Consider the following 14,540-nt stretch of genomic DNA (forward strand, 5'->3'; position numbering starts at 1 on the left):
CGGCTACCCGAGGTCCAGAACCGTATCGAGCAACGCTGCCGACACCTCGAAGCCCAGCCAGACACCCTGCGCGCCAACACCCTCTTCCACTGGTGGCCCCAGCAAACCATGCCGAGCTAATCACACGGATTTGGTATGAGACCGTCTTCCGCCTGATCGAAGCCCGAATCCGCCATCCCGAAGGGATCAGCCGGACCCGGTCCGAGAGGCCGAACGAAGCGAGGGAGGCGGGGGCCGCGACGGGGCCCCCGCCTCCTTGTCGTGAGTCCCGAACCGCTCAGCCGAACAGGATCAGCGCCTTGGTGAGGGTGGTCCAGATCCCCCAGGCGATGGGAACGCCCACCGCGATCCAGGCGAGGAGCGCCAGCGTCGTCAGGCCTCCGCGTCCGATGCCGAAATCGCCGGCCCGGCCGGGCGCGCCCGTGACACCGCCCTTCGAGACACTGCCCTTCGAGACACCTGCCTTCGAGACACCGGCCTTCGAGACGGCGGCGAGTTCGGCGTCGCTCATGAACCAGCGCGCCGCCAGGGGACGGACCAGGAGGTTGGCCACGAAGCCCGCCGCCAGGAAGGCCGCCAGGATGTACATCGTGCGCGTGTAGAGTTCGGCGCCCTGGATGCCCGCATCCACCTGCGCCTGCCGGATCGCCGTGACCACGAAGGGGCCGACCACGCCCGCCGTCGACCAGGCGGTGAGGAGCCGTCCGTGGATGGCGCCCACGAACTGCGTGCCGAAGACGTCGGCGAGGTAGGCCGGGATGGTGGCGAACCCGCCGCCATACATCGACAGGATCACGCAGAAGAACGCCACGAACAGCGCCTTCGAGCCGATGCCGGCGGCCCAGGGGGCCGCCGCGTAGAGCACGCAGCCCAGCGCGAAGAAGGTGGCGTAGGTCACCTTGCGGCCGATCTTGTCCGACATCGAGGCCCAGAAGAAGCGGCCGAGGATGTTGAACAGCGAGAGCATGCCGACGAAGCCGGCCGCCACGGCGGCGATCTGCGTCTTCTGTCCGGCATCGAGCTGCGCGAAGCCGAGGCCCGGCTGCCCGATCAGCGCGCCGCCGAAGATCTCCTGAAGCATCGGCGAGGCGAGCGCCAGCACGCCGATACCCGCCGAGACGTTGAGGCAGAGTACCGCCCAGAGCAGCCAGAATTGCGGGGTCTTGTGGGCCTTGTCGAGATGGACGTGGCCCGAGGTGATCATCGCGCTCTTCGAGGCCGGCGCGGTCCAGCCTTCCGGCTGCCAGCCGGCGGGCGGCACCCGGTAGCCGAAGGCGCCGCAGAGCATCGCCAGGATGTAGAGGCCGCCCATCACCGCCAGCGTCTGCCAGACGCCGGCCGCGTTCGGGGTCTTGAAGGTGTTGATGAGGAGGGTCGCCAGGGGCGAGCCGATCATGGCCCCGCCGCCGAAGCCCATGATGGCCATGCCGGTGGCCATGCCGCGCCGGTCGGGGAACCACTTCACCAGGGTCGAGACCGGCGAGATGTAGCCGAGGCCGAGGCCGATGCCGCCGATCAGGCCCATGCCGAGCCAGATCAGCCAGAGCTGATGGAGATAGACGCCGGCCGAACCGATGAGGAAGCCGCCGCCCCAGCACAGGGCCGCCGCGAGGCCCGCCTTGCGCGGCCCGGCCCGCTCCAGCCATCCGCCGAACACCGCGGCCGACAGGCCCAGCATGACGATGCCGATGGAGAACACGATGACGAGGTCGCTGACGCGCCAGTCGCAGGTCGTCGTGAACAGGGCCGTGGCGAGGCCCATGTCCGGGCATGCGGCGGGGGCCGGTTGGCCGACGCTCAGCGCCCGCGACAGCGGCAGCCAGAACACGGACAGCCCGTAGGACATCCCGATGCAGAGATGGATGGCGAGCGCCGCGGGCGGCACGAGCCAGCGGTTGAAGCCCGGCTTGGCGATGATGTTTTCGCGGGAGAGCCAGCCTGGTGCGCGCGCGTCCGCGAGGGACGCGTCACCGACGCGAACATTCATGTCCAGTCTCTCCCCGTAGATGACCATCAGCGGTCATTTTTCCGAGGATTAATACACGCTCCGAAACGTGGCGCCATGCCTCGAGGCCGGAAGATCCGACGGACGAGCCGCATCCGAGCGTCATCGGGCGCGGTTTGTCCGGGCTTGTGCCGACTTTCACGACGCCGGCCCGCGGATCTCGCACGGCGATCTCGCGCCACCACGGACACCGCGCGCACGAGAACGAGCGTCGGGTCCGAGCGAAGGCTCAGGCCGGCGGGACCTGGGCGATGCGGATGTTGTTGGTGGTGCCGGCGACCGCGAAGGGGATGCCGGCGGCGATGACGACGCGGTCGTTGGCCCTGGCGAAGCCCTCCTCCACGGCGTGGGCGACCGCGCCCGCCACCATGGCCTCGTAGGTGTCGACCTCGTCCGCCCGGACGCTGTGCGCCCCCCAGAGCAGGCAGAGCCGGCGCGAGGTCGCCTCATCCGGCGTCAGCGCCAGGATCGGCACCTCCGGGCGGCGGCGCGCGACCCGGGCCGCGGTCGTGCCGCTCAGGGTGTAGGCCACGATGGCCGCCGCCCCCACCGCATCGGCGAGTGTGGCGGTGGCCGTCGCGACCGCGTGGGGCGGGGTCTCCTCCTCGCCGGGATCGGACGCGGTGATGATCGAGCGGTAGAGCTTGTGCGTCTCGGTGCGGTGGATGATGCGCGCCATCATCGCCACGGTCTCGACGGGAAAGCGCCCCGTGGCGGATTCGGCCGAGAGCATCACCGCGTCCGCCCCGTCGTAGATCGCGGTGGCGACGTCCGAGGCTTCCGCGCGGGTCGGCGTCGGGGCCGAGACCATCGAGTCGAGCATCTGCGTCGCCACCACCACGGGCTTCACGGCCAGGCGACAGGCGCGGATGAGCTCCTTCTGGCGCCCCGGCACGTCCTCGTGCGGGATCTCGACGCCGAGATCCCCGCGCGCCACCATCACGGCGTCCGAGAGGCGGATGATGTCCGCGATGCGCTCCAGGGCCTGGGGCTTCTCGACCTTGGTCATGATGCCGGCCCGGTCCCCGATCAGCCCGCGTGCCTCGATCACGTCGGAGGGCTTCTGCACGAAGGACAGCGCCACCCAGTCGACGCCGAGGTCGAGGCCGAAGGCGAGGTCGGCCCGGTCCTTGGGCGTCAGGGGCGAGACGTCGAGAAGGGTTCCGGGCAGGTTGACGCCCTTGCGGTTCGAGAGGGCGCCGCCGATCACCACCTCGGCCGTGAGGCTGTCGGCGGTCAGGCCGGTGACGCGCACGCGCACGCGTCCGTCGTCGATGAGCAGGTCCTGGCCGGGCGCGATGGCGGCGAAGATCTCGGGGTGCGGCAGCGGGATCGCGTCGCGGTTCCCCTCGGCGCCCTCGAGGACGAAGCGCAGGCGCTCGCCGGGCGCCACGTCGAGGCGTCCGCCGGCAAGCGTGCCGAGGCGGATCTTGGGCCCTTGCAGGTCCTGCAGGATGCCGATGGGCCGGCCGACGTCGCGCTCCAGGGCGCGGATGGCGGCATGCACCGTCGCGTGGTCGTCCTGGCTGCCGTGGCTGAAGTTGAGGCGGAAGGTGTCGACGCCGGCCAGGAACAGGGCGTGCAGCATTTCGGGCGAGGAGGAAGCCGGCCCGACGGTGGCGACGATCTTGGCGTGGCGGTTGCGGCGCATGGCTCATCCGGCCGCGAACGGCCGCCTTCTGGGCAAGGAGAATCGCGGCGGCGAGGCTAGACTTGCGCGCCGCCGATGTCAGGTCCCGTCGGACAACGCCCGCAGATCGGCCGCGAAGCGGCGGCCGTTGGCGACGTAGTTCCCGGCCGTCCGGGCGAGCCCGGCCGCCGCGTCGGGGTCCAGTGTGCGGATGGCCTTGGCGGGGGCGCCGACGATGAGGCTGTTGTCCGGGAACACCTTGCCCTCGGTCACCAGGGCGTTGGCGCCGACGAGGCAGTTGCGGCCGATGCGGGCGCCGTTGAGGATGGTGGCCCCCATGCCCACCAGGGACCCGGCCCCGATGGTGCAGCCATGCACGATGGCGCGGTGCCCGACGGTGACGTCGTCGCCGAGTTCCAGCGGAAAGCCCGGATCGGCGTGCAGCACGGCCCCGTCCTGGACGTTGCAGCGGTCGCCGAGCCGGATCGTGTCGTTGTCCCCCCGCAGCACCGCCCCGAACCAGATCGAGACGTCGAGGCCGAGTTGGACCTGCCCGATGACGTGGGCGCCGGGCGCGATCCAGGCGCGCGCCGCGTCGGCGAGCCGGGGGTGGTGGGGGCCGAGCGCGTAGAGGGTCATGGATCGTCCTTGGTCGAAGTCCCGGGTCAGCCGCCGGTCCAGGCGGCGGGGCGCTTGGCCACGAAGGCCGCGACGCCCTCGGCGAAGTCCCGGCTGCCATAGCATTCCGCGATCAGGTCCGTCGCCTCGGCCTCGGGGTCGCGTTCGAGGCGGCGCAGCATCTCGCGGGTCACCCGCATCGTCACCGGGGCATGGCCGAGGAGGCGCTCGCAGACCTTGGCCAGCTCGGCCTCGAGCCCGCCCGGCTCCGTCACGGCGGCGAGGTAGCCCAGCGGCGCCAGGGTCTCGGCGGTGGGCATCTCGGCCAGCAGCATCATGCGGCCGACGAGGCTCCGGCCCAGCGTCGCGGTGAGGCGGCGCAGGTTGGCCGGCGAGAGGCAGTTACCGAGGGTCCGGGCGATCGGCACGCCGAAGCGGGCGCCGGCCTCCGCGATGCGGATGTCGCAGGCATTGGCGATGGCGAGGCCGCCGCCCACCGCGAAGCCCTCGATCACCGCCACGGTCGGCACGCGCGCGCGTTCCAGCCCGGCGATGTAGCCCTCGATGCGCGCCTCGTAGGCGACGCCGTCCGCCCCGGTGAAGCCGACGAACTGCTCGATGTCGGTGCCGGCCACGAAGGCCTTGCCGCCGGCCCCGCGCAGCACCGCGACGCGCACGGAGGGGTCGGCCTCGATGCGCGCCAGCCCCTCGGCCAGGGCATCGTACATCGCGAAGGTCATCGCGTTGCGCGCGGCCGGGCGATCGAAGGTGAGGTGGGCGATGCCGCCCTCGACGCGGTAGCGGACCGCGCCCTCGTGGGGGATCGCACTCATGCGGTGAAGGCTCCGGCGGCGCGCAGGGCCTCGACCGCCTCGGCCGAGAGACCGAGTTCGGTCAGGATCTCGTCCGAATGCTCGCCGAGCAGGGGCGCGTGCCGCCGCGCCCGCGCGGGCGTGCCCAAAAGCTTCACCGGGAAGCCGATGTTCGGCACGCTGCCCTCGATCGGGTGCGGCACCTCGATGCGCATCTCGCGGTGGCGCCCATGCGCGCTCTCGAAGGCTTCCGGGTAGGTGTTCATGCGCCCGGCCGGGATGCCGGCGGCGAGGAGGTCGGCCACCCAGGCCTCCGCGTCCTTGGCGGCGAAGCTCGTTTCCAGCTCCGCGATCAGGGCCTCGCGGTTGGCGAGCCGCCCCGCGATGTCGAGGAAGCGTGCATCCGTGAACAGGTCCTCGCGGCCGAGCGTGTCGCAAAGCAGGCGCCAGAGCTTCTGGTTCGTCGCCCCCATGACGAAGTAGCCGTCCGCCGCCCGCACGGCCTGGTAGGGCGCGCTCATGCGGTTGGCGGTGCCGAGCGGTTCCGGAATCCGCCCCGTGCCCCAGTATTCCGAGACGTCCCAGATCGAGAAGGCGAGGGCCGAGTCGAACAGGGAGGCGTCGATGTACTGGCCCTCGCCGCCGGCCTGCCGGCCGATATAGGCGCTCAGGATGCCGTAGACCGCGAAGAGCGCGCAGCCGATATCCGCCACCGGCACGCCGGCCTTGACCGGCGGTCCGCCGGGATGGCCGGTCACGCTCATCACGCCCGACATCGCCTGGGCCATCAGGTCGTAGCCCGGACGCTTGGCCCAGGGGCCGGTCTGGCCGAAGCCCGAGATGCTGGCATAGATCAGACCCCGGTTGCGCGCCCGCATCGCCTCGTAGCCGAGGCCGAGCCGGGCCATGACGCCGGGGCGGTAATTCTCCACCACGATGTCGGCGCTCTCCGCCATGTCGAGGAGCAGGTCGCGCCCCGCCGGGCTCTTCAGGTTCAGGGCGAGGCTGCGCTTGTTCCGGTTCATGTTGAGGAAGCCCATGCTGTCGGGCCCCTTCATCTTGAACCCCATGGCGCCCCGGGTCTGGTCCCCCGTGCCCGGCGGCTCGATCTTGATCACGTCGGCCCCGAGATCGGCGAGCAGCATGCTGCAGACCGGCCCCGCCATCACCTGCGTCACGTCGAGGACGCGCAGGCCCGCGAGGGGGAGGGGGCGGGGTGTGTCGTGCACGGGTTCGTCCATCGTGCTCGGTTCCCTGTGTGGCTCGCGTCGCTCTCCCGCCCCGTGCGAGGCGGCGTTGGATGTGAGGGTCCGTTCGCTTCCCCCTCCGCGGGCACCCTCTCCCACGGCGGGGAAAGGGTGAGATCCGGGGCGCTACTCCGCCGGCACCGCCCGCCCGACGGGTGCGGCCGGCTCCTCCTCGAAGGGGCGCTCCGGGTGCATGGTGAAGGCGAGGCCGGCGCCCAGCAGGCAGAGGCCGATGGACCCGACGAAGGGCAGGGTCCAGCTTCCCGTCATGTCGACGATCATCCCGAACACGATCGGCGAGATGATGGCCGCCACCGCCGAGCCGGTGTTCATCAGGCCGGCGGCCGTGCCCGAATAGGTCGGCGCGATGTCCATCGGCACCGACCAGATCGGGCCGATGACGAGTTCGGCGAAGAAGAAGCCCGAGCTGAGCAGCAGCGCCACCAGGGTCAGGTCCTTGGTGAAGAACACGCCCGTCAGGCTCGCCGCCGCCCCGAGGAAGCCGACGACGATGACGCTCAGCCGGGCGAGCTTGAGGTTGCCGGTGCGCTTGAGGATGCGGTCGCTGAAGACGCCGCCCAGGGTGTCGCCGACGACGCCGGCGAAGAACACGCCGGAGGCGAACAGGGCCGAGCTCTTCAAGTCGAGGCCGTAATTGAGCTTGAAGAAGCTAGGCAGCCAGCCGAGGAACAGCCACAGGGTCCAGCCGTAGCAGAAATAGGTCAGCGTCACCGGCAGGATGCGCATCGTCAGCCGCCCCCAGGGGATGGTCTGCTTGGCGCCGACCTTGCGCGGCTCCGGCAGGACCGCGAGCTCCTCCGGGGTGATGCGGGGGTGATCCTTCGGATCGTCGCGGAAGTAGAGATACCAGACCACGACCCAGGCGAAGCTCGCCGCGCCGAGGACGACGAAGCCGAGGCGCCAGCCGACATGATAGATCAGGAAGGCCACGATGGGCGGCGCCACGGCGTTGCCCAGCCGCGCGAAGGCGTGGGTGATGCCTTGCGCGAAGCCGCGCTTGCCCGGCGCCGTCCAGTTCTGCATGGCGCGGGTGGCGGTGGGGAAGGTCGCGCCCTCGCCGAAGCCGAGGAGCACGCGGGCGAGGAACAGGCTGACGAGGCCGCCGACGAACCCCGTGAGGATCGTCGCCGAGGCCCAGATCAGGCCGCAGACGAGGAGCGTGCGGCGCGCCCCGAACTTGTCGCCGACCGAGCCGCCGATGACCTGGAAGATGGCGTAAGGGTAGGCGAAGGCGGACAGGATGAGGCCGAACTGGGTGTTCGACATCCCGAGATCCTTCATGATCTCGCCGCCCGCCGTGGCGATGTTCACCCGGTCGAGATAGGTGACGAAATACATCAGGCAGAGCAGGAACAGCACCATGTTCGACGCAGAGACGCGTTTCTTGGTGGTGGCCGACGCGGGGACGCGTCCATTGGCAGGCGTCATCGGGGGTTCCTCCGGTTGAACGCGTCCCCCCGCCCGATCTGATCGCCGGGCTGTTGTCAGGGCGGTGCGTGGATGTTCGGTGTCGTCCGGGCCGTTCCCCTCCCCGCGAGGGGGAGGGACGGTCTCCTTAATCGTCCAGCCCGGTGCGCAGGGCGTCCATGGCGGCCAGCACGCCGCCGCGCTCGTGCGGGACGCCGCCGGCCTTGAGGCCCATCTCGACGCCGGACAGAGCAGCCATCAGCGTGAGATCGTTGGTCTCGCCGAGATGGCCGATGCGGAACACCTTGCCGGCGACCTTGGCGAGGCCGGTGCCGAGGGAGAGGTCGTACTTCTCGAGGATCAGGTTGCGCAGGGCGTCCGCGTCGTGGCCCTCCGGCATCACCACGGCGGTGAGCACGGGGGAATAATCCGCGGGCTCCTGGCACAGGACCTCCAGGCCCCAGGCCTCGACGGCGGCCCGGGTGGCGGCGGCGAGGTGCTGGTGGCGGGCGAAGACCTGGGGCAGGCCTTCCTCCAGCAGCATGGCGATGGCCTCGCGCAGGCCGTAGAGCAGGTTGGTGGCGGGCGTGTAGGGGAAGTATCCGGCCGCGTTCGGCTTGAGCATCTCCTGCCAGTCCCAGTAGGAGCGCGGCAGCGTCGCGGTCTTCGTCGCGGCGAGCGCCTTGTCCGAGAGCGCCACGAGGCCGAGCCCCGGCGGCAGCATCAGGCCCTTCTGCGAGCAGCTCACCGAGACGTCGACGCCCCACGCGTCGTGGGCGTACTCGGCCGAGCCGAGGCCCGAGATGGTGTCGACCAGGAACAGGGCGGGATGGTTCGCCCGGTCGATGGCCCGGCGGATCTCGGCGATCCGGCTCGTGGCGCCGGTGGAGGTCTCGTTGTGGACCACCATCACGGCCTTGATGGACTTGGCGCGGTCCTCGGCCAGGATCGCCTCGACGCGTGCCGGGTCGACGCCGCGGCGCCAGTCGCCCGGGACGAACTCGACCTCGATGCCCCAGCGCGCCGCCATCCCCCGCCACAGGGTGGCGAAGTGGCCGGTCTCGAACATCAGCACCCGGTCGCCGGCCGAGAGCGTGTTGACGATGGCGGCCTCCCAGGCCCCCGTGCCGGAGCCCGGATAGAGGATCACCGGCGACCGGGTCTGGAACACCGCCTGCGACCCCTCCAGCACGGCCCGGCCGAGCTTGGCGAAGTCCGGCCCGCGATGGTCGATCACCGGCATGTCCATGGCGCGCAGGACGCGCTCGGGCACCGGGCTCGGCCCCGGAATGTGCAGGAAGTGGCGTCCGGTCCGTGTCGTCATCGGGGCCTCGCAGGCTGTTTTGGAGACGGCGCGCGTCGCCCGTATGGCGATCGGGATCGTCGGCGATCCGGCGCTCGTTCGGTTTGATGGAGCGGAAAATTGCATTCATTTTTGGAAGACACAAGCACTATTTTGCGAACCGTTCTGCTCGACCTCGGCATGCGAGGCTGCTAGAAATGGAACGATGATGCTTGATTCCACCCTGGATTCCGCGACCGACGCGGGCGCTGCCACGCAGCCTGTACCCCCGGCCGGCGTCGCATGGGGCGCATCGCTGCACGGCGCCCTGCTCGCGCATCTGCGCGACTACATCGTCGAGGGAAATCTGGCCCCCGGGGCGCGGGTGCCGGAGCGGGCCCTGTGCGAGCGCTTCGGCGTCTCGCGCACGCCCCTGCGCGAAGCCCTCAAGGTCCTGGCCTCGGAGGGGCTGATCGAACTCCTGCCGAACCGGGGCGCGCGGGTGCGCCAGCTCGGCGCCGACGAGATGGTCGCGCTCTTCGACGTCATGGGCGGTCTCGAGGCCCTGGCCGGCCGGCTCGCCTGCGAGAAGATCACCGAGTCCGGCTACGCGGTGATCGAGCGCCTGCACCACGACATGTACGCCGCCTACCTGCGCCGCGACCTGCACGGCTACTTCACCTGCAACCAGGCGATCCACGACCGGATCGTCGAGGCCGCCGACAACGAACCCCTGGCGACGACCTACGCCAACTTCGCCGGGCGCCTGCGGCGGGTGCGCTACGCGGCCAACCTGGACAAGAACCGGGACCGCTGGGGCGAGGCCATGCGCGAGCACGAGGAGATCCTCGACGCCCTGCGCCGCCGCGCCGGCCCGGAACTCAGCGACATCCTGTTCCGGCACCTGCGCAACAAGCGCAAGGCGGCGGCCGTTCAGGAGACGGTCGTGCAAGGGACGACCGTGCAAGGGACGACCGTGCAAGAGGCGGCCGTGCAGGAGACGGGCGCGAAAGAGACGGCCGCGCCGGCTCCGGCCGTTGGCTGACCGCGCGCCATGGCAGCCTCCCGGTCGGTCGCAGGGCTTCGTCGGACCTCAATCCCCGCGCGGGGTGGACAGGCGCTCGGCCTCGGCGCGGATCGCCGCCGCGGCCCGCAGGATGCCGGCCTCGTCCACCTCCAGATGGGTGGTGGCGCGGATCTGATACGCGCCGATCGCCCGGACCCGGACCTCGTGCGCCAGGCAGGCCTTCGCGAAATCCGAGGCCGTCACGCCCAGCGGCTCCACCGAGAAGCACAGGATGTTGGACTGGGCCGCCCCAGCCTCGATGGCGAGCCCCGGCGCCCCCGCGATCCGGTCGCGCAGCAGCGCGGCGTTGGCGTTGTCGCGGCCGAGCTGGTCGAGATGGTGGTCGAGGGCGTAGAGCCCGGCCGCCGCCAGGATGCCGGACTGGCGCATGGCGCCCCCGAGCCGGTACTTCCAGCGCCAGGCTTGCACGACGAAGTCGCGCGTTCCGCACAACACCGCCCCGACCGGGCAGCCGAGGCCCTTGCTCAGGTCGATCCAGGCGCTGTCGAACCCCTGCGCGTAGTCCCGGGCCGGGATGCCGGTGGCGGCCACCGCGTTGAGGAGGCGGGCGCCGTCGATATGCGCCTTCAGCCCGCGCCCCTGGGCGATGTCGCGGATGCGCCGCATGTCCTCCAGCGCCCAGACCGATCCGCCGGAAAAACTCGTGGTCTGCTCGATGGAGACCAGGGCCGAGCGCGGCGCCGTGCGCGCCGGCGCCCGGATGGCGGCCTCGAACGCCTCCGGGGTGTAGACCCCCGCCGGGGTCTTCAGGGCCGCCACCGACACCCCCGCGACGGCCGCCGAGCCGGCGGCCTCCGTGTTGTAGATGTGGGACTGGTCGTCCACGACGATCTCGTCGCCGGGCCGCGTCTGGACCAGGATCGAGACGAGGTTGCACATCGTGCCGGACGGCATGAACACGCCGGCCTCCAGGCCCAGCAGGTCCGCCACCCGCGCGCACAGGGCCAGGGTCGTCGGATCGGAATCCGACTGCTCGTCGCCCACCTCGGCCTCCGCCATGGCGGCGCGCATTCCCGCCGTCGGCCGCGTCTGGGTGTCGCTGAACAGGTCGATCATCGTGCGAGTCCGTTTGAATACAAAACTTGGCCCATATCTTAGCCCGAATGGCTGCGACCGCCATCCCGCTCCCGCCCGCCGGACCCGAGCTTTCGGGCGTGGAGCCGTTTTCCGCCACGCGAGGACGATGAAGCATGACCGCCACGGCTGAGCCCGCGACCACGCCCCGCGCGGCGACCCGTCAGAACGCCGGGCTCGCACGGCGGCTCGCCGAGGCCCTTCAGGGCGAGGCCCGCTTCGACGCCTTCACCCGGGGCCGCTACGCCACGGATGCCTCGATCTACCAGATCGTGCCGGCCGGCGTGGTCTTCCCCCGGAGCGCGGCCGACATCGCCGCCACCCTGAAGATCGCCGCCGAGCACGACGTCCCGGTGATCATGCGCGGCGGCGGCACCTCGCAGAACGGCCAGCCCATCGGGCACGGCCTCGTGGTCGATTGCTCGCGCCACTTCAACGGCATCACCGCCTACGATTCGGAGCGCGGCACCGTCACGGTGCAGCCCGGCATGGTGCTGGAGCGCCTCAACACGCGGGTGAAGGCCGATGGCTGGTTCTTCCCCGTGGAGCCCTCCACCGCCACCCGCTGCACCATCGGGGGCATGGCGGGCAACAATTCCTGCGGCGCGCGCTCGCTCCGTTTCGGCAAGATGAGCGACAACGTCCTCGCGATGGAGGCCCTGTTCCACGATGGCGCGGCCTTCGGCTTCGGGTTGACCGGCAACGACGCCTCGGGCGTGACCGGGTCCGGCCGGGCCGAATCGCTCGCCGCCGCCATGCTCGCCCTCGCCGAATCGGAGCGCGCCGAGATCCTGGCGCGGTTTCCGCAGGTCCAGCGCCGGGTCGGCGGCTACAACCTCGACGCCCTGATCGAGCCGCGCCCGAACCTCGCCCATCTCCTCGTCGGCTCGGAGGGGACGCTGGCGGCCACCACCGGCGTGACCCTGAAGCTGTCGCGCCTGCCGGCCCACCGGGTCATGGGCGTGTGCCACTTTCCCTCCTTCCGCTCCGCCATGGAGACCACGAAGGCGCTGGTCGATCTCGGGCCCGTGGCCGTCGAGCTCGTCGACAACAACGTCCTGGTGCTGGGCGCCGACATCCCGCTGTTCCGCACCACGCTCGCCGACATCACGCGGGGCAGGCCGAACTGCCTGCTGCTGGTGGAGTTCGCGGGCGACGACCGCGACGCGCTGCTGCGCGACCTGAAGCGCCTCGACGCCTGCATGAGCGATCACGGCTTCGCCCAGGCCGTCGTGGAGGTGCCCGAGCCGGTCCGGCAGAAGTCGGTCTGGGAGGTGCGCGAGGCCTGCCTCAACATCATGATGTCGATGAAGGGCGACGCCAAGCCCGTCTCCTTCATCGAGGATTGCGCGGTGCCGCTGGAGCATCTGGCCGACTACACCGACGCGGTGACCGAGGTCTTCACCCGGCACGGCACGCGCGGCACCTGGTACGCCCATGCCTCGGTCGGCTGCCTGCACGTCCGGCCCATCCTCGACATGAAGCAGGGCGGCGACGTCGCCAAGATGCGGGCCATCGCCGAGGAGGCGAGCGCCGAGGTCCGCCGCTTCAAGGGCTCCTATTCCGGCGAGCACGGCGACGGCATCTCGCGCTCGGAATACATCGCGCCGATGTTCGGCGCGCGCCTGACCCGCGCCTTCGAGGCGGTGAAGGACGGCTTCGATCCGGACAACCGGCTGAACCCCGGCAAGATCGTCCGCCCCCTGCGGATGGACGACCGTTCGCTGATGCGCTTCCAGCCCGGCTACGCCGTGACGAAGCCCGACGCGCCGGCCCTCGACTGGTCGGATTGGGGCGGCTTCGGCCCCGCGGTGGAGATGTGCAACAGCAACGGCACCTGCCGGAAGCTCGCCGGCGGCGCGATGTGCCCGTCCTATCGCGTCACCGGGGAGGAGCAGCACCTCACCCGGGGCCGGGCGAATTCCCTGCGGCTGGCGATCTCGGGGCAGCTCGGGCCGGATGCCTTCACCAGCCCCGAGATGAAGCGCACCCTGGATCTCTGCGTCTCCTGCAAGGCCTGCCGCCGCGAATGCCCGACCGGCGTCGACATGGCCAAGATGAAGATCGAGTTCCTGCACCATTACCACGCCCGGCACGGCCTGCCCCTGAAGGAGCGGCTGGTGGCGGCCCTGCCGCTCTACGCGAGCACGGCCGCGCGGCTCGCCCCCCTCCTGAACCTGCGCGATCGCCTGCCCGCCCTCGCCCGGTTGTCGGAGCGCCTGGTCGGCCTCTCCGCGCGCCGGACCCTGCCGCAATGGCGCAGGCCCTGGAGCGAGGGGGGCGAGCCGGCGCATCCGGCGGATGTCACCGGCGATTTTCGCGACGTCGTCCTGTTCGGCGACACCTTCAACCGGGCCTTCGAGCGCGAGAATCTGGAGGCCGCCGAGCGGGTCCTGATCGCCGCCGGATACCGCCTGCACCGCGTCTTCCCGAGCCGGGGGCGGCGTCCGCTCTGCTGCGGACGCACCTATCTGGCCTCGGGCCAGACCGATCGGGCCCGCGCGGAGGCGCGGCGCACGCTGACGGCGCTGCTGCCCTACGTGCGGGCCGGCGCCCGGGTCGTCGGACTCGAGCCCTCCTGCCTGCTCACCTTCCGGGACGAGTTCGCCTCGCTGCTGCCCGGCCCCGAGGCGGCCGAACTCGGCAATGCGAGCGTCCTCTTCGAGGAGTTGCTGGCCGTGGACCTCAAGGCCGGGCGCATCGCCCTGCCGCTCGCGGACCAGCGCGGGCGGGTGGCCCATCTCCACGGCCATTGTCACCAGAAGGCCTTCGCGGCCATGGGGGCGGTCGAGACGGTGCTGCGCGCGGTGCCCGGGCTCGACGTGCGGATGATCGAGTCGAGCTGCTGCGGCATGGCGGGCGCGTTCGGCTACGGCGCCGACACCATCGACGTCTCCCTGGCGATGGCCGAGCTGTCGCTGTTCCCGGCCCTGCGCAAGGCGGGCCCCGACGACCTCGTGGTCGCCGACGGCACCAGCTGCCGCCACCAGATCCACGACGGCCTCGGGCTCGAGGCCCGCCACGTCGCGCGGGTGCTCGACGCGGCTCTGCTGGATCCCTCCGGGGCGCCCTCGCCGGCCGGGATGCCCTGATCCGCTCTTCGATGGATCACCCCGGTCGTGACAGGCGCGATCCGCCGAAAGGCGAGGCGATCGGATGGGGCGCCACCCGGTCATTCCGGGTCGCTGGAGGCGAGCCCTGCGGCTGTCCTATGCCGGTTCCGGTTGCTCCCTTCGGAACGATCAGACGCGACGGGCTCCCTCTCCTGGAAGGAGAGGGGACCCGCGAGTCACCACATCACCGAACGGATCAGGCCGAAACAGTAAGATGCCAGACCTCGATGAGCATCCTCATCGA

Annotated in this window: 10 protein-coding genes; 2 read left to right on the forward strand and 8 right to left on the reverse strand. The window is 71.0% G+C overall.

Annotated elements, in window-relative coordinates; all coding sequences use genetic code 11:
* Window positions 1–277: 277 nt before the first annotated feature.
* From MKK54_RS16940 to MKK54_RS16970, 7 genes are all read right to left on the reverse strand, one after another.
* On the reverse strand, window positions 278–1,987 hold the full coding sequence (locus MKK54_RS16940; protein WP_244012375.1) for an OFA family MFS transporter: 1,710 nt from the start codon (window positions 1,985–1,987) through the stop codon (window positions 278–280).
* Window positions 1,988–2,234: 247 nt separating this feature from the next.
* Window positions 2,235–3,656, reverse strand: coding sequence for a pyruvate kinase (pyk, locus tag MKK54_RS16945; RefSeq protein ID WP_244012376.1), 1,422 nt, complete (start codon window positions 3,654–3,656; stop codon window positions 2,235–2,237).
* Between the two features lie 78 nt (window positions 3,657–3,734).
* Entirely contained in the window at window positions 3,735–4,274 is a 540-nt protein-coding gene (locus MKK54_RS16950) for a gamma carbonic anhydrase family protein (protein WP_244012377.1), read from the reverse strand.
* Window positions 4,275–4,300: 26 nt separating this feature from the next.
* Entirely contained in the window at window positions 4,301–5,086 is a 786-nt protein-coding gene (locus MKK54_RS16955; protein ID WP_244012378.1) for an enoyl-CoA hydratase, read from the reverse strand.
* Window positions 5,083–6,306: a CaiB/BaiF CoA transferase family protein gene (locus tag MKK54_RS16960; RefSeq protein ID WP_244012379.1), complete on the reverse strand. Its 1,224-nt coding sequence runs from the start codon at window positions 6,304–6,306 to the stop codon at window positions 5,083–5,085. The genes MKK54_RS16955 and MKK54_RS16960 overlap by 4 nt, the downstream gene beginning before the upstream one ends.
* A 132-nt stretch (window positions 6,307–6,438) precedes the next feature.
* Complete coding sequence (locus tag MKK54_RS16965) at window positions 6,439–7,761, reverse strand: MFS transporter (RefSeq protein ID WP_244012380.1); 1,323 nt, start codon at window positions 7,759–7,761, stop codon at window positions 6,439–6,441.
* A 127-nt stretch (window positions 7,762–7,888) separates the two neighbouring features.
* Window positions 7,889–9,064, reverse strand: coding sequence for a pyridoxal-phosphate-dependent aminotransferase family protein (locus MKK54_RS16970; protein WP_244012381.1), 1,176 nt, complete (start codon window positions 9,062–9,064; stop codon window positions 7,889–7,891).
* Window positions 9,065–9,248: 184 nt separating this feature from the next.
* On the opposite strand from MKK54_RS16970, the gene MKK54_RS16975 reads away from it, so the two are divergent.
* Window positions 9,249–10,067: a GntR family transcriptional regulator gene (locus MKK54_RS16975; protein ID WP_409564198.1), complete on the forward strand. Its 819-nt coding sequence runs from the start codon at window positions 9,249–9,251 to the stop codon at window positions 10,065–10,067.
* 48 nt (window positions 10,068–10,115) lie between these two features.
* Here the strand turns inward: MKK54_RS16975 and MKK54_RS16980 are convergent, their stop codons facing one another.
* The gene (locus MKK54_RS16980) at window positions 10,116–11,165 is read right to left on the reverse strand and encodes a threonine aldolase family protein (RefSeq protein ID WP_244012382.1); all 1,050 of its coding nucleotides are present in this window, start codon (window positions 11,163–11,165) and stop codon (window positions 10,116–10,118) included.
* Between the two features lie 134 nt (window positions 11,166–11,299).
* Between MKK54_RS16980 and MKK54_RS16985 the strand changes: the two genes are divergently transcribed.
* On the forward strand, window positions 11,300–14,275 hold the full coding sequence (locus MKK54_RS16985) for an FAD-binding and (Fe-S)-binding domain-containing protein (RefSeq protein WP_244012383.1): 2,976 nt from the start codon (window positions 11,300–11,302) through the stop codon (window positions 14,273–14,275).
* The last annotated feature ends 265 nt before the right edge of the window (window positions 14,276–14,540 follow it).

Origin of the sequence: Methylobacterium sp. J-068 (genome assembly GCF_022829445.1) — a bacterium.
Lineage (GTDB): Bacteria > Pseudomonadota > Alphaproteobacteria > Rhizobiales > Beijerinckiaceae > Methylobacterium.